Genomic DNA, 18,255 nt, shown 5'->3' with positions numbered 1-18,255 from the left:
CTTGTTCATTATTTAATTATTGAGAAATAAAAGGAAGCTTAATTTTTATATGAACTACTCTGGTTACATTAAGCTGATTAAAAAGAATAAGAGAAGCTTTTAGTTGAAGGAAGCTGTGAAAAGTCATAGTCTATAGCAAATAACTAATAACTATCATAGTATACATAGTATTAGTTAAAGCTACAGATAATAGAAAAGGGCCTTTTTATTCTATTATGTAAAGGGGATTAATATATGTATAATTTATTTAGACTTAACAATGGATTAAGAGTTGTAGTAGAAAATATTGAACAATTTAACTCAGTTTCAGTAGGTCTATGGGTGGAGAATGGATCTAGAAATGAAAATGAGTTTAATAATGGGATATCTCATTTTATAGAACACATGCTTTTTAAGGGAACTAAGAAAAGAACTTCAAAAGAAATAGCTGAAGCTATTGAGGACATTGGAGGGCAAATTAATGCCTTCACTGGTAAAGAAGCCACTTGCTACTATGTGAAAGTTTTAGATAGTTATTTAGAGCTAGGGTTAGATGTGATATCGGATATGCTATTTAATAGCAATTTTAATGAAGAAGAAATTGAAAAGGAAAAAGGTGTAGTTATAGAAGAAATAAATATGAGTGAAGATTCCCCAGAAGATGTGTTAATGGATTTACACTCTATAGCTACTTGGGGGCAAGAATCTATTTCAAGGCCAATATTAGGTTATGAACATACCGTACGAGGTTTTAATAGAAATATGCTCATTGATTATTTACAAAGCTATTACATACCTGAAAATTGTGTTATATCAATCTGTGGTAAAGTAGATATGAAAACCATAAAAGAAGTTGTAGAGAGGTATTTTGGAGCCTGGGACAGTAAAAATAAAAGTATTACAAAATATAATTCACCAGAGATTAAAAAAACTAATTTTTTTAGGAAAAAAGATATAGAGCAATTACATGTAACTTTGGGTATGCCTGGTTTAGAAGTTGGTCATGATGATATTTATACACTTATACTACTTTCTAATATCTTAGGTGGAGGAGCCTCTTCTATACTGTTCCAAAAGATCAGAGAAGAGTTAGGAATATGCTACTCTATCTATTTATTTATCTCTTCTCATATAAATGTGGGAACAGTGAATGTGTATACTGGATTAAATCCACAGTATATAAAGGTAGCCTTAGAAACTATTAATCATGAACTAAAAAGATTTTCAACTGATAGAATTTCTCCAGAAAAACTTATGAAAGCTAAAGAACAATTAAAGGGAAGTTATATTTTAGGGTTGGAAAGCACTAGCAGTAGGATGTTTAGTAATGGTAAATCAGTTCTTTTTAAGGATAAAATAAATACACCTAATGATGTGCTTAGCAAAATAGACAGCATTGATTATAATAAAGTAGATGCTGTGATGGATATGACCTTCAGAAAAGGAATATATAATAGTGCTTTTGTAGGAAAGGATGAAACTTTGCTTAAAGATATTTATAAAGACACCTTGGTTGAATTTAAATTAGATAAGACTAAAATATAGGGAATAAGTATAAATTCATATATTTTCTTTATGCAAGGCCAAGATTAAAAAACTACTCCATAGGGATAAAATTATAAAGTAATAATTTTATCCAGATTTATAGATATGAATTTTTGTACATAAGCAAACAATGTTTATGAGGGTATAACTAAAGTTTATAAGGGTTAAAATGTAAATTATTTAAATTATATATAAAAATAGGTATATATTCACAATAATTCTCATAGTAATTTATGAGAATTATTGTGAGGTGATTTTATGGAAGATAATATAAAATATCTTAGTGAAATGGAAAAATATGAAATTATAAATATTAATGATGGTGACAAATACAGTTTTTTAGGTAATAATGATATAGTAGTAGATGAAAATGGTGAGTTTAAGCTATTATTATTGAATGAATCTAAAGGTGGATTTAGCTTATTCCGCAATGCTGATGTGTTAGAAGTACCTTGGGAGTATGTTAAAAAAATTGGCTCCAGAACAATAATAATAGATATTGATGGTGAAACATTAAAACGATCTCACATTTAAATTTGGAGGTTTGACGATGAAGATTCTTGTTCAGAAATTTGGTGGGACTTCAGTATCTAGTGAAGAAAATAGAAAACTTGTAGTGAAAAAAATTAAAACTGCTCTGGAGCAAGGTTATAGCCCAGTGGTAGTTGTTTCAGCTATGGGAAGAAAAGGTGCTCCATATGCTACGGATACTTTACTTTCTTTAGTTGGAGAAAATTTTAAAAGAAATAATCCTCAGGCAATAGATTTGTTGATGGGTTGTGGAGAAATTCTAAGCACAGTAGTAATTAGTGAGGATCTGTTTAAAGATAATATATTAGCGGTACCATTAACTGGTGGCCAAGCAGGTATAAAAACTAACGATAATTATAATAATGCTGCTATCTTAGAGGTGAAACCAGATAAGCTATTAGAACTGTTGAATCAGGGTAAAGTGCCAGTAGTAGCTGGATTTCAAGGAGTAAGTGAAATGGGTTTTTTAACTACTCTTGGTAGAGGTGGAAGTGATGTTACTGGAGCTATACTAGGAGCGGCTTTAAAAGCTGATGAGGTTCAAATTTATACAGATGTAGATGGTATCATGACTGCTGATCCTAGAATCGTATCTGATGCTACCCTAATACAAAATATAAGCTATGATGAAGTATTCCAATTTGCAGATCAGGGTGCTAAAGTTATACATCCAAGAGCAGTTGAAATATCGAGAAAATATAATATTCCATTAGTTATAAAGAACACTTTGAGTGATTGTGAAGGTACTACTATATCTCATTATGTTGAAGACAGTGATAGCATAATTACAGGAATAACTCACATGAATGATAGAGTTCAAATTAGAGTCAGCGATAATAACCAACAAGCATATGAAAGTTTGTTTGATATACTTGCTGAAGAGAAAATAAGCATAGATTTAATAAATGTTTTTCCAAAAGAAAAAATATTTACTATTGCGAGTTATGACCTTTCTAAGTTTAAGGAAATAGCAAACAGAATTAACTTGAACTGCAATCATATTGAAAGTTGCAGCAAGATTGCTATAATAGGCTCTAAAATGAGAGGAATTCCAGGGGTTATGGCTAAAATTCTAAAGGCGTTAACAAGGGAAAAGATAGAGGTATTACAAACGGCTGACTCCCATATGACTATTTGGTGTTTAGTAGAGTCCAAGAATACTCAAAGGGCTATAAATGCACTTCATAAGGAATTTAACCTTGGATAATCTTCTTGTTAAGAAAATAAACTCCTTCATTATTTAATGCTTTTCTCATAAGTATATAATTTCCTCCTAATGCACACAATATTTGTGAATTAGGAGGAATGATTATGTCAAAAATGGAGAAAAAAAACCCTGAAAAAAAATTGATAAATGATAACAAAGAAGATGCAAAAAAAGAGGAATTAAAAAGTGGGCCTAGCGAAGAAGTATCCAATCTTAAAGAAGTTGGAGTAATGACTGTAGCTCATCCAGATGAAAGAATTCAGATACTTCCTATTATAGGTCAAATAGAAGGTCATAATATATCCAATCCACAAACTAAAACTACAAAATATGAGCATGTAATTCCCCAACTTATTGCAATGGAACGTGATGAAAAAGTAAAGGGAATATTAATTGTGCTAAATACAATTGGTGGAGATGTAGAAGCAGGTCTTGCTATAGCAGAAATGATTGCAAGCTTAAGTAAGCCAACGGTTTCTATTGTAATTGGGGGAGGTCATTCAATCGGAGTTCCACTTGCTACCTCTGCAGATTATTCTTTCATATCTCCTACGGCTACAATGATTGTTCACCCAATTAGAATGAATGGATTTGTCATAGGAGTACATCAAACTTTTGAATATTTTAAGAAGATGCAAGATAGAATTGTTGAATTTGTCATTAGAACTTCTAAAATTAGTGATGAGGATTTTAGAAATTTAATGAGTCAAACTGATGAATTACTTAACGATATTGGTACAATTTTAATAGGAAAACAGGCAGTTGATTGTGGTTTAATTGATGAAGTAGGTGGCATTAGACAGGCCTTAGATAAGTTAAATGAATTAGTTGGAGAAGACTAAAATAGTATGGAGTTAATATGTTATGTAATAAGTAAATTTATAATAATATAGGCTTTTAAGGTAAAAATTTATTTTATTTATCTTCAAAACGCCTTAAGGAAACCAATGTAGGTTCAATTCATAAATTAAGTCTTTACTATGGGTTCCTATAAGTAACACTTATTAGAAATTTAATTATTAAGCAGATAAAACTAGCAAGGTGCAAAATTTCCTTGCTAGTTTTATTTTGTCTAATAAATCATAAGTACAAAAATATAAAATATAATAAATTTGAATTTTATATTTTAAACTTGGGGTTTTAGACTATAATTATAATGTGCCATTAAGTTTCAGGGTTAATGGTGAAATTAAACATAATTTGGAGTAGTGAAAAATATAGTGTTTTTGTGGGGTAAGCATTCATGTGATTTTATATAATATAAACAGACGAGAGGGTATACATTTTGTTTTTAGGGCCTCAGAGAAGTTAAGCGGGGATAGGTGAAGGTAGAACTTGACTTTGATTTCTCATGTGGTATAAATAAAGAAATAAAGGAAATTTAATTGCTAATGTAGAAGTATTTAAGTTGGAGGTGATATTGTGGCTAAAAAATCTAAGGACCATGATAAGAAGCAGGATGCAAGTGGTAAAAAAAGTCGTAGCAATGCCACAAAAATAAATGACAATAAGCATGAAAAAGTTGAAAAAAATTTTGATGTAACAGGAATAATGTTAATTACTTTAGGAGTACTTATATTACTAAGCCTTTTTTCAGCTTTATTCTCAAATCCATCTTCATTGTCAGGAACTATTGGAATTTTTCTTAATAAATTCTTTACAGGTATGTTAGGTATTGGAGCATATATTTTTCCAGTATTCTTTATTTTTATAGGGTTAAACTATATTTCAACTAATGGAAGACTTAGATTTAATAAAAGATTCTATGGAATAATGTTATTCGTAATTTGTACTCTTTTAGTAGTGGAAATGCTTGTGTTATCAAAATATTATAGGGAAGGGTACCTAGCAGATGCTATAGTTAAGCAATTTAATGGAGATAGTACCTTCCATGGGGGAATAGTTTCTCTATTAATAGCGGTACCTTTATATCAGTTATTTGGCAAGGTTGGAAGTTATATTATTTTTCTAGCTTTATACATAATAGCCATAACCTTAATTAGTGAAGTAACTATAAAAGATTTGGTAAAAACAGCCAAACAGTCGTTTGATGATAAAAAACCAGTAAAAAATGAAATAAAAATAGGAAATGAATTGGGGGCAGAACAAATTAAGGAAGCACCCAAAGCTACTGAAGATTTTTCAGGAAAGTTAGATCAAAAAATAAAAATAATTGATTTCATGAAATCTATGGAACAAAGTGATGAAGTAGTAGAAGTTTATGAGAAGCCAAAACTTGAAAAAAGAGAGAATACCGAAGATAGAGCTAACAAAGAAGTAAGTAGTAGTGAGATCGAGGAGGAAATACAAATTAACACTTCCACCTCTAAGGTTCATTATGAGTATCAATACCCTTCTATAGAGTTGTTATCAAAAAATGAAGCATTAAATCTAAGAAAAGGTGATAAGAAAGAACTCCTAAACAGCGCTAATAAATTGCAAGAAACTCTTTTGAGCTTTGGAGTAGAAGCTAAGGTTATTCAAGTAACTAAGGGTCCATCAGTAACTAGGTTTGAACTTCAGCCTAATGTAGGTGTAAAGGTTAGTAAAATAGTTAATTTATCTGATGATATAGCCTTAAACCTGGCATCTTCAGGAGTAAGAATAGAAGCACCTATACCAGGAAAGGCTGCAGTTGGAATAGAGGTGCCTAATAAAGATTTAAGTCCAGTGTTTTTAAGAGAAGTCATAGAAGTTGATGAGTTTAGTAAGTCAAATAAAAATTTAGCCTTTTGTCTTGGAAAGGACATAGGAGGAAATTGTATTGTAGCAGATTTGACTAAGATGCCTCACCTTTTAATAGCAGGAGCTACGGGCTCAGGAAAAAGTGTATGTGTTAATACTCTTTTAATGAGTTTATTATACAAATACTCACCAGAGGATGTAAAACTATTATTAATTGACCCTAAGGTGGTTGAGCTAAACATTTATAATGGCATTCCTCATCTCTTGATTCCAGTAGTAACAGACCCCAAAAAGGCTGCAGGGGCTCTTAACTGGGCAGTAAATGAGATGACAAGAAGATATAAGGTTTTTGCAGATAATAATGTGAGGAATATTGAAGGCTATAATGAACTAGCTAATAAGGGAATAATAGAAGAGAAGCTTCCTTGGATAGTAATAATCATTGATGAGCTTGCAGATTTAATGATGGTATGTCCAAATGATATAGAAGATTATATAGGAAGGCTAGCTCAAATGGCTAGAGCAGCTGGAATGCACTTAGTTATAGCAACACAAAGGCCTTCTGTAGACGTAATTACTGGAGTTATTAAGGCAAATATTCCTTCAAGGATTTCTTTTTCCGTTTCAAGTCAAATTGACTCTAGAACAATTTTAGATTCATCAGGAGCTGAAAAACTACTAGGTAAAGGTGATATGCTTTTCTATCCAGTTGGTGAAGCAAAACCTATTAGAATTCAAGGAGCCTTTGTTTCAGAGGAAGAAGTGGAAAGAGTTGTGGATTATATAAAAAGTGGCGTGGAAGAAATTGAATATAAAAAAGAAATAATTGATCAAATAGAAGTAAATGCTAGTGGTAAGGATGAAGATGGGGATGAACTTTTGGATGAAGCTATAAGTGTAGTGCTAGAAACAGGTCAAGCTTCAACCTCGCTATTGCAACGTAAGTTAAAGATAGGATATAATAGAGCGGCAAGAATTATGGATCAGTTAGAACAAAATGGTGTGATATCAGGAAAGAATGGTAGCAAACCAAGACAGATTCTTATAAGAGAAAATGATTACGAAGGATAATAACAGATAAAATAGGAGGATAACTAGTGAGTAAGTTAAAGGTAGGAGTAGTTAATTTAGGTTGCGATAAAAATAGAATTGACTCAGAAATCATTATAGGAAATTTAAAAGAAACCTATGAAGTAGTTAATGAGCCAGAAAATGCTGATGTGATATTAATTAATACCTGTGGATTTATAGAAACATCTAAACAAGAATCCATAGACACAATATTAGAAATGTCTAGATATAAAGAAAATAACCAATGTAAGGTCTTAGTTGCTACAGGATGTTTGACTCAAAGATATGGAAATGAACTTTTAGAACTTATTCCAGAGTTAGATATAATTCTAGGTGTTAACGACTATGACAAGCTAAATGAAGCCATAGAAAGAGCTTTAGATAAAGGGGAGAAGAGCTGTTACACAAATTACAGTGATTCAAACATAAACTCAGGAAAAAGAATAGTTACTACTGGAGGAACTACTGCCTATATAAGAATTTCTGAGGGTTGTAATTATCAATGTGCTTACTGTGCTATTCCAAAGATAAGAGGAAAATATAGAAGTAGAACTATTGAAGATATCGTAGCAGAAGCGAAAGAGCTTGCAATAAACGGATATAAGGAAGTAATTTTAGTGGCTCAAGATACCACTAATTATGGTATAGATATATATGAAGGACAAAAACTTCATGTACTTCTTCAAGAACTCTCAAAGATAAAGAGTATTAAGTGGATTAGAGTATTATATTGCTATGCAGAAGAGTTAACTGATGAGATTATTGATGAATTTGCTAGCAATGACAAAGTGTGCAAATATGTAGACATACCTGTTCAACATATTAGTGATGATATTTTAAGAGCTATGAAAAGAAGAGGAAGAAAAGCAATTATTTTAGAAAATATAGAAAAGTTAAGAAGAGCAATTCCTAATGTGGTACTTAGAACTTCAATTATTGTAGGTTTTCCAGGAGAAACAGAGGAAAACTTCAATGAACTTTTAGAGTTTGCAAGAACTGTAAAGTTTGATAAACTAGGAGTATTTATGTATTCTCAAGAAGAAGGCACAGCAGCAGCTGAAATGGGAAATCAAATAGATGAAGAAATAAAAGAGGAAAGATACCACAAGCTTATGGCTTTACAACAAGGTATTTCTGCTGAAGTAAACAAGAAAAAGGTTGGAAGAATTTACGAAGTTTTAGTAGAAGAAAAGCAACCAGGAGAGTACATTGGAAGAAATTATGAAATGTCGCCAGAAATAGATGGTGAAATTTTTATAAAATGTGATAAAATTATTAATATGGGAGAATTTATAAATGTTAAGATTGTTGACGCGTTAGAATATGATCTTATTGGAGAGGTTGTTAACAATACTAATAAATAGATAAATAAGTATTAAATTGGAAGTAGGAGATGTGTATAATGAATCTTGCTAACAAACTTACCGTACTAAGAATGCTGTTAGTACCTATATTCTTAATTTTTATTGCATTAAATAGTCCAGCTGGAACTGTAATTGCAACAGTTATATTTATAGCTGCATCTATTACAGATAAATTAGATGGATATATTGCGAGGTCTAGAAATCAAATTACCAATTTTGGTAAATTCATGGACCCTCTAGCAGATAAATTATTAGTGACCTCTGCATTAATAACGTTAGTAGAAAGAGATGTTATTTTTGGATGGGTAGCTATGATAATAATTGCTAGGGAGTTTGCGGTATCTGGATTAAGAACTCTGGCAGCTTCAGAAGGTTTAGTTATAGCTGCTAGTAATTGGGGAAAAGCAAAGACTGTAGTTCAAATATTGGCTATAATAGTAGGATTAGTTTATTTAAGTTATCCTCTAGGATGGTTAAAGTTAATCACAACAATTTCTATAGGGTTATCTGTAGTTATAACTATAGTTTCTGGAGTGGATTATTTCGTTAAAAATAAAAGTGTAATAAGAACAGACAAGTAATGATTAAAATTTAAAAAAGTGTCAAATATAATAAGAGGTTCCTACTGATTTAGTAGGAACTTCTTATTATAATTAAAGTCATTATATAGTTGACCTAAGGACAACTTTATTATATAATTAAATAGAACTAATGTTCGACAATCGGAAGGATGGTGAACCCTTAGGGGAAAGTATATGAATAGTGAAAAATTAAAAGCATTGGAAGCCGCAATGGGTCAAATAGAGAAACAATTTGGTAAAGGTTCTATAATGAAACTTGGAGAAAATAGTGTTATGACTTTAGATGCTATTTCTACAGGGTGTTTAGGACTAGATATAGGATTAGGAATAGGGGGAGTTCCAAAAGGTAGAATCATAGAAATATTTGGACCAGAATCATCAGGTAAAACAACAGTAGCATTGCATATTGTAGCCGAGGCTCAAAAGGCTGGTGGAACTGCAGCTTTTATAGATGCTGAACATGCACTAGACCCTGTATATGCAAAAGCATTGGGAGTTGACATAGATAATTTAATTGTATCTCAACCAGATACAGGAGAGCAAGGACTTGAAATTGCTGAAGCATTGGTGCGCTCAGGTGCAATAGATGTAATAATAGTAGACTCTGTTGCTGCACTAGTTCCAAAAGCAGAAATTGAGGGAGAAATGGGAGATTCTCATATAGGACTTCAAGCTAGATTAATGTCTCAAGCTTTAAGAAAACTTGCAGGTGCAATCAATAAATCTAAGTGTGTTACTGTATTTATCAATCAATTAAGAGAAAAGGTTGGAGTAATGTTTGGAAGTCCAGAGACCACTCCAGGAGGAAGAGCACTTAAATTCTATGCATCAGTAAGAATGGATGTAAGAAAGGTTGATACTATAAAGCAAGGGGAAGAGTTCCTTGGAAACAGAACAAAAGTAAAAATTACAAAAAATAAAGTTGCACCACCATTCAAACAAGCTGAATTCGATATAATGTATGGTCAAGGTATTTCTAGAGAAGGAGATGTTCTTGATATAGCTGTTAAAGAAGAAATTGTTCAAAAAAGTGGTGCGTGGTTCTCTTATGGAGATGTAAGACTAGGACAAGGAAGAGAAAATGCTAAAACCTTCTTTAAAGAAAATCCTGAAATTAGATTAGAAATTGAAAATAAAATAAGAGAAAAGTATAATCTACCTTTATATAAAGAAACTGCAGCTAAAGCAGGGGAAAGCAGTAAAGCTACTGAAGAGTAATTTGATGTAGCTACACTTTACAAGGTTAATTTTCCTACCCTCTTTAAGTGAGAGGTAAGGAATGAAACATAAACTTTAGGGAGAGAAATCTCCTTCAAAAATAGTTTAACAAAATGAACTTGTTCATTATTAAGTATATTAATAAAGTAAACATAAAAAGTTTATAATTTGGTTTAAAAACAGTTGTAAGTATATGGTTTATAGCTGTTTTTTTACTGTTCAGAGAAGTTTTTTTGTGCTTTGTGAAAAGCCGTAAGAATTTATGTTGAAATATATTAAAGAAAATGTGGGTTTTGGTGCTAGTTTTGAAGGCTTTGATAAATATATAAAAGCTCAATTAAATGAGGTAAAGAGTTAATTTAATGAACTACATATTTTTTCATTAAGTGACATTTGATAAAGGGAAAAATAGTTTTAATTATATACAAGTATAATAATTGTAAAATTTGTGCAGAATTAATGTAGAACATCATGTAAGTTTAATGTACTATTTGGCAACTACCTTGACATTAATGAGAAATTAATATAAAATAAATACAAATACTGGTTTAGCATAATATAATTGCTACCAATTGAATAAGTATGACACCTTTTCTAGCTTTCAATTTATTGCAAATAGATATTATGGAATAAGCAAAGGAGGTGTTGATTAAATGGAAATGGGCACGACTATTTTATTAGTAGGAGCAATTTTCGTTGTTATTTTAATTGGAATTTTTGTTGTTATTTATACAAGAAAAAATATATCTCAAGCTAATATAGCTAAATCTGAAGACGAGGCAAAGAGAATTATTGAAGAAGGAAAAAAAGACGCCGAATCAAAAAAGAAAGAGGCAATTCTTGAAGCTAAGGAAGAAGTTCATAGACTAAGGAATGATTTTGAAAAAGAATCAAGAGAGAGAAGAACAGAAATCCAAAGGCTTGAAAGAAGAATAATTCAAAGAGAAGAATCTTTAGATAAAAAAAGTACAGTTCTTGAGAAAAAAGAAGAATCATTAAATAAAAAGCAACAAGAGGTTGAAATATTAGAGGCAGGTATACAAGAATTGTATACTAAACAAAGACAAGAATTAGAGAGACTATCAGGTCTTACATCTGATGAGGCAAAACAAGTTTTATTAGATGAAGTGAAAAAAGAAATTAAACATGAAACTGCAATGATGATTAAGGAATTAGAATCAAAAGCTAAAGAAGAGGCAGATAAAAAGGCTAGAGAGATTATAACATACGCTATCCAAAGATGTGCAGCAGATCATGTTGCAGAATCAACAGTACATGTTGTTTCCCTTCCTAATGATGAAATGAAGGGAAGGATTATTGGAAGAGAGGGTAGAAATATTAGAGCTCTTGAAACCTTAACTGGGGTAGATTTAATAATTGATGATACTCCTGAAGCAGTAATTCTTTCAGGATTTGATCCTATAAGAAGAGAAGTTGCAAGAATCGCTTTAGAGAAGTTAATAGTAGATGGAAGAATACATCCAGCAAGAATCGAAGAAATGGTTGAAAAAGCTAAGAAGGATGTTGAAAATGATATTAGAGAAGAGGGCGAACAAGCCACCTTTGAAACTGGTATACATGGGTTACACATTGAGATAGTTAGATTGTTGGGTAGACTTAAATACAGAACAAGTTACGGTCAAAATGTATTGAAACATTCTATCGAAGTATCTTATTTAGCAGGATTAATGGCTTCAGAGCTTGGAATTGATCCAACTTTAGCAAAAAGAGCAGGACTATTACATGATATAGGTAAGGCTGTTGACCATGAAGTGGAAGGACCACACGCACTAATTGGAGCAGAAATTGCTAAGAAATATCATGAATCGCCAATGGTTGTAAATGCTATAGGAGCTCACCACGGTGATATGGAAATGCAGTCTTTAGAAGCAATACTTGTTCAGGCAGCAGATGCTATATCTGCAGCAAGACCAGGTGCTAGAAGAGAAACTTTAGAAGCTTATATTAAGAGACTAGAGAAACTAGAAGAAATTGCAAACTCATATGAAGGCGTAGAAAAGTCATATGCCATTCAGGCTGGAAGAGAAATTAGAATTATGATTAAACCAGAAGAAATCAATGATGCAGGCGCTGTTGAAGTGGCAAGGGATATTGTGAAGAGAATAGAAAGTGAACTTGAGTATCCGGGTCAAATCAAAGTAAATGTAATTAGAGAAACACGTTCAATAGAATATGCCAAATAGAAAATAATAACTTTGCAAACAACAAATCTTCTTGAATTTTAGTAGCGATACTAAGATTTAGGAAGATTTTTTAATAGGTGAATAAAGTAAAAAAATTCAATTTTCAAAATTAATTAAAATATTTTAAGAGGATTTTCGTGTTTTTTGTAGAATTACTATATTGCAATGATAAAGTTTAACTTAGGAGGTTTATTTATGGAGGTATTAAAAGTTTCAGCAAAATCAAGTCCAAATTCTGTAGCAGGTGCATTAGCAGGGGTTTTAAGAGAAAAAGGCGGAGCGGAAATTCAAGCAATTGGAGCAGGTGCAATTAATCAAGCTATTAAAGCTGTTGCTATTGCAAGGGGATTCGTTGCTCCAAGTGGAGTAGACCTAGTTTGTATACCAGCATTTACTGATATTGAGATTGATGGTGAAGAAAGAACAGCCATTAGATTAATTGTTCAACCTAAATAGTTATTATAGATATATAAAAGTAAAGAACTCTTAAAAGAGTTCTTTACTTTTTGTAAAACTTGTGAAAAATATACTTTAAAGGTTTACACTGTAATTAATAAATGCTATATTATAAATGTGAAGTCAAACTTTCTTTTTATGAAAGGTTGAAGCTTTTTATTCAAATGTTAATTAAATTTAAACTTTAACATATAGTTCAATAGTGTTTATGGTAAAATCTCGTATTATATAGGGATAAATAGTTTGAAACTTATTTCCTTATGGATAAAAGTTTTAACAAAATTAAGCTAGGTGTATTTGCAAACTAAGTCTTGATTTTTATTCCCTACAAATCAAAAAAAACAATTGATTTTAAATTATTAAGAATTATAGTAATAAAAAATAAGGATTAAATAAAAAATAATTATATAGATTTGAAATTTAATATTTCAGTTTTATAAAATATATAAATTTGGGGGTACTAAATATGATGTTATCAAAAAAAGCTATGCAAATATCACCATCTCTAACTTTAGCAATTACAGCAAAAGCTAAAAAAATGAAAGCCGAGGGAATTGATGTTATAGGATTTGGAGCTGGAGAACCAGATTTTAATACTCCAAAAAATATTCAACAAGCAGCTATAAAAGCTATTGAGCAAGGACTTACAAGATATACAGCAGCTTCGGGAATAATAGAATTAAAAGAAGCTATAGTTGAAAAGTTTAAAAAAGATAATAACTTAACTTATAAAACTTCTCAAATCATTATTTCTACTGGCGCAAAGCAATGCTTAGCTAATGTTTTTCAAGCAATTTTAAATCCAGGGGATGAAGTTATTGTTGGAGTTCCTTACTGGGTAAGTTATCCAGAATTAATTCAGCTTGCTGATGGAGTTCCAGTATTTGCTCAATCAGAGGAAAGTAATTCATTTAAATTAACTGTAGAGGAATTAGAGAAAGTTGTTACTGAAAATACAAAAGCTATAATCATTAATAGCCCTAATAATCCAACAGGTACAGTTTATACAAAAAATGAATTAGAGTTATTAGCAAATTTTGCAAAGGAAAAGGACTTATTTATAATTTCAGATGAAATATATGAAGAGTTATTATATGGAAATGAAGGACATATATCAATTGCAAGCTTAAATGAAGATGCATATAATAGAACTATAGTAATTAATGGTGTGTCAAAAGCTTATGCAATGACTGGTTGGAGAATTGGTTATGCTGCTGCAAGCGAAAAAATCACTTCGTTAATGTCTAATATACAAAGTCATACAACTTCAAACCCATGCTCAATTTCTCAATATGCATCAGTAGAAGCATTAAAGGGAGATCAAAGCGAAGTTGAAAACATGAAGAAGGAATTTAAAGAAAGAAGAGATTTTATGGTAGATAGGATTAACTCTATAAACAATCTTTCTTGTGTAAAACCAGAAGGTGCTTTCTATGTAATGGTTAATATTTCCAAGGTTTTAAACAAAGAGATAGAGGGAAAAGTAATTAAAGATTCCTTAACTTTTAGTGATCTATTACTAGAAAAAGAAAAAGTTGCTGTAATTCCAGGAATTGCATTTGGAGTAGATAATTTTATAAGACTATCTTATGCAACTTCAATGGAAAATATCAAAAATGGATTAGATAGAATAGAAAAGTTTGTTAATTTAGTAAAATAAAAATTCACCAAAGAAGATGAGGTGATACATTATGGTATCGAAAGAAATGGAAATAAAAAATACTCAAGGGCTTCATGCTAGACCAGCGACTCTTTTAGTTCAAAAAGCAACACGTTTTAAATGCGACATAAAAATTGAACATAAAGGAAAGAGCGCAAATGCAAAAAGTTTAATTGGTATTCTATCATTAGGCATAAGCAAAGGTGCTAATATAATACTAAGCACTAAAGGTTCAGATGAGAATGCAGCTTTAAAAGAAATTGTAGAGTTAATTGAGAGCTTTGAAGGTTAATCTCAGGTTAGAGTTATCCAAATTAGTTTAATAGAACTCTAAAAGTTTAGGTTATAACACTAAAAAATAATTGGTGTTATAGCCTATTTTGTTTTTCACATAAAATTTAAGCCATTGTTTTGTGTAATGAAATAAAGGTAGCAGTTCATTTAAGGTATAATTTGTATTTAGTTGATGTATATCTTATTGGCGTTAATTTGTTGATTTAATATAAGTGTCTTTTAAATTTTTACTGAAATTCAGTAGTTTTAATTGGTAGCTATTACAGCTTAAGCATGAACCTTCCTAAGAGACATTAAGTCTTTAAAAATAATGACTACTCTTATATTTTTAAAGACTTAGTGTATAATTAAAGGGATGGGTTGCGTAAGGTATTAGGATAGGTAAAAAGTCAAAGTGTTATTTAAATTTGTAATTATAGGAACGAGTTTATTTTAGAGTCTAAAAGCTGCGGGAATTTTAATATAGAGAACCAAGGGCAGCAGTAGATTTATACCTTAACTTACCATGGTCACACTAGGGTTTTTAGAGTTAGTAAAATGAATTTTAATCTTGAGCCTATTTTTAGACAGAATTTATAAAATTTAAGGGTGATATAGTGAATACTGAAATTGTTAATTATGACACATTGAGCAAGGGTTTAGAAGTATTTAGAAATAAACATTTTATTAGATACTTTCTAGAAATTAGAGCATTAAAAAGCAAATACACGAGCCTAAGCTATGAAAGAGATATAAAAGACTTTTTTAAGGTTAATGATATAGAGGACATTACAATTGAAGATATTATTAGAGTGAATATTTTTCATGCTCAAGACTTTATTATGGAATTAGAAGCTAAGGGACTAGCTTCTGCTACTATTAATAGAAAAGTATCTTCTCTTAGTGCATTATACAAGTGGTTGATGAAATATGCAGATAATTATAGTGGGTTTCAAATCATAAAGTTTAACCCTTTTGGCAACTTAAAAGAAGAAAAACCAACTATAAATAACAATGAAACAGAGTTTCTAACAGAAGAAGAATGTAAGATACTGTTAAGCAGTATTAACACCTCTACAATTCTAGGACTAAGGAATAAAGCTTTGTTATCTTTAGCATTAACAACTGCATTAAGAAAATCAGAAATAATTAATATAAAGCTTAAGGATATTATAACTTATGGACAATATGATGTGATAAAAGTTATAAGAAAGGGAAATAAAGCAGATATAGTAAAGATTCAACAAAAGGTAAAGGAGCTTATCCATGAATATGTATTATGTAGTGAGAGAAGTTTTGAAAACAATAAGGAGAGCTATTTGTTTATTGGACATTCTCTTAATGGTCAAAATAAAGAAAAACTTGATCCAAGCACTTTAAATTACATGATAAAAAGAGTATGCAAAGAAGCGAATATAAATAAAAAGTTAAGAGTTCATTCCACTAGACATACAGCAATAACTATAGCAATAACAAAAGGGGTAACCATTGAAAAAGTAAGAGAGTTTGCCGCACACAAGAATATATCTACCACTAATAGATACATACACTCTATAGATAAACTTAAGGAAAATGCTGGGGATGTAATTGAATTACTGTAGATAATCATTGCATTACCTTGAGAATAAACAAAAAAGAATTTATTTAAATCTATATGCATACATTTTATGGAGGAAATAAAATGGAGGTATAATATGGATATTCAAAAGGACAAAGATGAAATTATCTATGAAGAGTATGAATTTGTTCCCATGGCCCCTATGGATAATACAGCTATTCCGGAAGAAATGAAGGAATTTATGTCTATGTGCTGTATGATGGGAATGATGCCAATGAATAATTTAATAAGTCCTATGCAAAGAAGTTTTTCAGTAAGTGGAGCTTCTCCATTTATAGGCAATAGGCTTATTAACATAGAAGATGAATATTATGAGGATAATTATTCTCGAGTAGATTTAATTCTTACAAGGATGGAAAAAAATAATCCAGGAATTTTCAGATTTCTGGAGCGAAATGGAATACCTTATGAGAGGGCCAGAAGACTTGTAAGAAGAATAATAAGATTAACTCTTATGTATTGTGAGTAGGAATGTTAAGTAGAGGAAAACAAACCTCTACTTATTTTTTTAAAAACTATGTCGAAGAGTTTTTATCATAAAATTTTAGCTAGTATAATAAAGATTATTATAGAATTACAATAAATCCTTTGTAATTTGATTAAAAGGTTGGGGTGATAAAATGAAGTACACAAGATATAATATAAAGCAAAAGCGGAAGAGTAAGGGGAGTTTCTTTTTATATTTAGTTATAACTCTTTTAACGGCATTACTTTTAGGGACAGGCTTATCCTTTATGTTTAATAAAGGTTCTGAAGGTAAACTAGATGCAAAGACAGTTGAAAGTAATGAAAAGACAAATAAAGAACAAGGTGAAAATAAAGGAGAGCCAAATCATCAGTTTTATTTATTGCAGTGCGGAGTATTTAAAGTAAAAGAAAATGCAGAAGCTTTAAGAAAGACTGTAGAACCTTTAGGAAGTCCCTTTATCGTGCAAGAGGGAGAGTTATTCAGGGTGTATTTTGGAGTATACTCTAAAGAACAGTGGGAGCCTGTTTATAACATGCTTAAAGAAAAAGGGATTAACACTACTAAATCGGTGATTGATGTATATTATGATGACTTATCTACAGGGGAGCTGTGTCAAATAATTGAAGCAAATTTCAAAATAGTTAATAAAGCCTCTGAACAGAATATAAAGGGAGTTAAGACTAATGAGTTAAAAACTTGGGCAAGTTCTTTACAGGCCATAGAAGAAGATAAAAAACACTATAAGGATGTTGTTGAGTTAAAGGAGTATATTAAAGGGTTGCCAGAAGAAGTAGATAAAACAAAAGTTTCTGAAATCATAAGTATTACTTATGATAAAATAAAACAATTTAAGAAATAATATGAGGAATTAAGAAAGTGTTCAGTTATGAACACTTTTTATATTTTTTCAAAGTAATTTAAAAAACATAAATTAAGTTTAGCGTTATTTTACATATGTTGCTAATAAAAGTATTAATGTAAAATAAATTAATACAAAAATTACTAATAAATAACAAAATAATAAAAAATTTTTAAAAAATAAGTTATAGCCTTGTATATGCAAATGTTAAGTGTTAAACTATATAAGATAAAAATGTATATGTATTTCAATTTTAAAATGGGGGATATGCAATGAGAAATGGAGATATAAAAGCCAAAGAGTATGTTTTTGGTATATTATTGGGAGCCATTTCAGGAAGTTTTATTGGGGAAATTTTAGCAAACAATTTTAGTGGACTGAATTTCTTAGGAAAGGCTTATTCCATAGGGCTTAAAAGTCCTTTACTATTAGATTTAAAAGTTATAGAATTAGCTTTCGGATTTAACTTTAATATTAATTTTATGTCTATTATTGGTATAGTTTTGGCAATAATATTATTTAGAAAACTATAGGA

The 18,255-nt window shown here is 30.5% G+C and carries 16 protein-coding genes; all 16 read left to right on the top strand.

Annotation, left to right across the window (positions count from 1 at the left end):
• Positions 1-234 precede the first annotated feature (234 nt).
• The 16 genes from C661_RS0106395 to C661_RS0106320 all read left to right on the top strand — a co-directional run bounded on the left by C661_RS0106395 (position 235) and on the right by C661_RS0106320 (position 18,253).
• Positions 235-1,524: a M16 family metallopeptidase gene (locus C661_RS0106395; RefSeq protein WP_017414488.1), complete on the top strand. Its 1,290-nt coding sequence runs from the start codon at positions 235-237 to the stop codon at positions 1,522-1,524.
• Positions 1,525-1,782: 258 nt separating this feature from the next.
• Positions 1,783-2,058, top strand: a complete 276-nt coding sequence (locus tag C661_RS0106390; protein ID WP_017414487.1) for a YlmC/YmxH family sporulation protein — start codon at positions 1,783-1,785, stop codon at positions 2,056-2,058.
• Positions 2,059-2,074: 16 nt separating this feature from the next.
• Positions 2,075-3,262 (top strand): aspartate kinase, encoded by a 1,188-nt coding sequence (dapG, locus tag C661_RS0106385; RefSeq protein WP_017414486.1) that lies wholly within the window; start codon positions 2,075-2,077, stop codon positions 3,260-3,262.
• Positions 3,263-3,366: 104 nt separating this feature from the next.
• A complete protein-coding gene (locus C661_RS0106380; RefSeq protein ID WP_017414485.1) occupies positions 3,367-4,104 on the top strand; it encodes a ClpP family protease in 738 nt (245 codons plus the stop codon).
• A 709-nt stretch (positions 4,105-4,813) separates the two neighbouring features.
• A complete protein-coding gene (locus C661_RS0106375; protein ID WP_083861633.1) occupies positions 4,814-7,018 on the top strand; it encodes an FtsK/SpoIIIE family DNA translocase in 2,205 nt (734 codons plus the stop codon).
• 26 nt (positions 7,019-7,044) lie between these two features.
• A complete protein-coding gene (gene rimO, locus C661_RS0106370; RefSeq protein WP_017414483.1) occupies positions 7,045-8,382 on the top strand; it encodes a 30S ribosomal protein S12 methylthiotransferase RimO in 1,338 nt (445 codons plus the stop codon).
• Positions 8,383-8,420: 38 nt separating this feature from the next.
• Positions 8,421-8,963 (top strand): CDP-diacylglycerol--glycerol-3-phosphate 3-phosphatidyltransferase, encoded by a 543-nt coding sequence (gene pgsA / locus C661_RS0106365; protein WP_017414482.1) that lies wholly within the window; start codon positions 8,421-8,423, stop codon positions 8,961-8,963.
• 174 nt (positions 8,964-9,137) lie between these two features.
• Positions 9,138-10,181: a recombinase RecA gene (recA, locus tag C661_RS0106360; RefSeq protein WP_017414481.1), complete on the top strand. Its 1,044-nt coding sequence runs from the start codon at positions 9,138-9,140 to the stop codon at positions 10,179-10,181.
• 653 nt (positions 10,182-10,834) lie between these two features.
• Complete coding sequence (rny, locus tag C661_RS0106355; RefSeq protein ID WP_017414480.1) at positions 10,835-12,385, top strand: ribonuclease Y; 1,551 nt, start codon at positions 10,835-10,837, stop codon at positions 12,383-12,385.
• A 195-nt stretch (positions 12,386-12,580) separates the two neighbouring features.
• Positions 12,581-12,841 carry a stage V sporulation protein S gene (locus tag C661_RS0106350; protein WP_017414479.1) on the top strand — a complete coding sequence of 87 codons (261 nt, stop codon included), beginning with the start codon at positions 12,581-12,583 and terminating at the stop codon, positions 12,839-12,841.
• Between the two features lie 466 nt (positions 12,842-13,307).
• Positions 13,308-14,501 (top strand): pyridoxal phosphate-dependent aminotransferase, encoded by a 1,194-nt coding sequence (locus tag C661_RS0106345; protein ID WP_017414478.1) that lies wholly within the window; start codon positions 13,308-13,310, stop codon positions 14,499-14,501.
• A gap of 31 nt (positions 14,502-14,532) precedes the next feature.
• Positions 14,533-14,793 (top strand): HPr family phosphocarrier protein, encoded by a 261-nt coding sequence (locus tag C661_RS0106340; RefSeq protein ID WP_017414477.1) that lies wholly within the window; start codon positions 14,533-14,535, stop codon positions 14,791-14,793.
• 628 nt (positions 14,794-15,421) lie between these two features.
• Positions 15,422-16,375, top strand: a complete 954-nt coding sequence (locus C661_RS0106335) for a tyrosine-type recombinase/integrase (RefSeq protein ID WP_100218793.1) — start codon at positions 15,422-15,424, stop codon at positions 16,373-16,375.
• Positions 16,376-16,468: 93 nt separating this feature from the next.
• Positions 16,469-16,861 (top strand): hypothetical protein, encoded by a 393-nt coding sequence (locus tag C661_RS0106330; protein WP_017414475.1) that lies wholly within the window; start codon positions 16,469-16,471, stop codon positions 16,859-16,861.
• A 151-nt stretch (positions 16,862-17,012) separates the two neighbouring features.
• Positions 17,013-17,720: an SPOR domain-containing protein gene (locus C661_RS0106325; protein WP_017414474.1), complete on the top strand. Its 708-nt coding sequence runs from the start codon at positions 17,013-17,015 to the stop codon at positions 17,718-17,720.
• A 272-nt stretch (positions 17,721-17,992) separates the two neighbouring features.
• A complete protein-coding gene (locus tag C661_RS0106320; RefSeq protein WP_017414473.1) occupies positions 17,993-18,253 on the top strand; it encodes a DUF4321 domain-containing protein in 261 nt (86 codons plus the stop codon).
• Positions 18,254-18,255 lie beyond the last annotated feature (2 nt).

It is taken from the genome of Clostridium tunisiense TJ, from assembly GCF_000300195.1.
Lineage (GTDB): Bacteria > Bacillota > Clostridia > Clostridiales > Clostridiaceae > Clostridium_J > Clostridium_J tunisiense.
This window is presented reverse-complemented; position numbering and strand designations above follow the sequence as displayed.

Excerpts from the sequence above, each read along its gene's own strand:
- C661_RS0106375 (WP_083861633.1), top strand. The coding sequence starts at position 4,814 with ATGTTAATTACTTTAGGAGTACTTATATTACTAAGCCTTTTTTCAGCT.
- C661_RS0106350 (WP_017414479.1), top strand. The coding sequence starts at position 12,581 with ATGGAGGTATTAAAAGTTTCAGCAAAATCAAGTCCAAATTCTGTAGCA.
- recA (WP_017414481.1), top strand. The coding sequence starts at position 9,138 with ATGAATAGTGAAAAATTAAAAGCATTGGAAGCCGCAATGGGTCAAATA.
- C661_RS0106380 (WP_017414485.1), top strand. The coding sequence starts at position 3,367 with ATGTCAAAAATGGAGAAAAAAAACCCTGAAAAAAAATTGATAAATGAT.
- dapG (WP_017414486.1), top strand. The coding sequence starts at position 2,075 with ATGAAGATTCTTGTTCAGAAATTTGGTGGGACTTCAGTATCTAGTGAA.
- C661_RS0106320 (WP_017414473.1), top strand. The coding sequence starts at position 17,993 with ATGAGAAATGGAGATATAAAAGCCAAAGAGTATGTTTTTGGTATATTA.
- C661_RS0106340 (WP_017414477.1), top strand. The coding sequence starts at position 14,533 with ATGGTATCGAAAGAAATGGAAATAAAAAATACTCAAGGGCTTCATGCT.
- C661_RS0106330 (WP_017414475.1), top strand. The coding sequence starts at position 16,469 with ATGGATATTCAAAAGGACAAAGATGAAATTATCTATGAAGAGTATGAA.
- C661_RS0106390 (WP_017414487.1), top strand. The coding sequence starts at position 1,783 with ATGGAAGATAATATAAAATATCTTAGTGAAATGGAAAAATATGAAATT.
- C661_RS0106325 (WP_017414474.1), top strand. The coding sequence starts at position 17,013 with ATGAAGTACACAAGATATAATATAAAGCAAAAGCGGAAGAGTAAGGGG.
- pgsA (WP_017414482.1), top strand. The coding sequence starts at position 8,421 with ATGAATCTTGCTAACAAACTTACCGTACTAAGAATGCTGTTAGTACCT.
- C661_RS0106345 (WP_017414478.1), top strand. The coding sequence starts at position 13,308 with ATGATGTTATCAAAAAAAGCTATGCAAATATCACCATCTCTAACTTTA.
- rny (WP_017414480.1), top strand. The coding sequence starts at position 10,835 with ATGGAAATGGGCACGACTATTTTATTAGTAGGAGCAATTTTCGTTGTT.
- C661_RS0106395 (WP_017414488.1), top strand. The coding sequence starts at position 235 with ATGTATAATTTATTTAGACTTAACAATGGATTAAGAGTTGTAGTAGAA.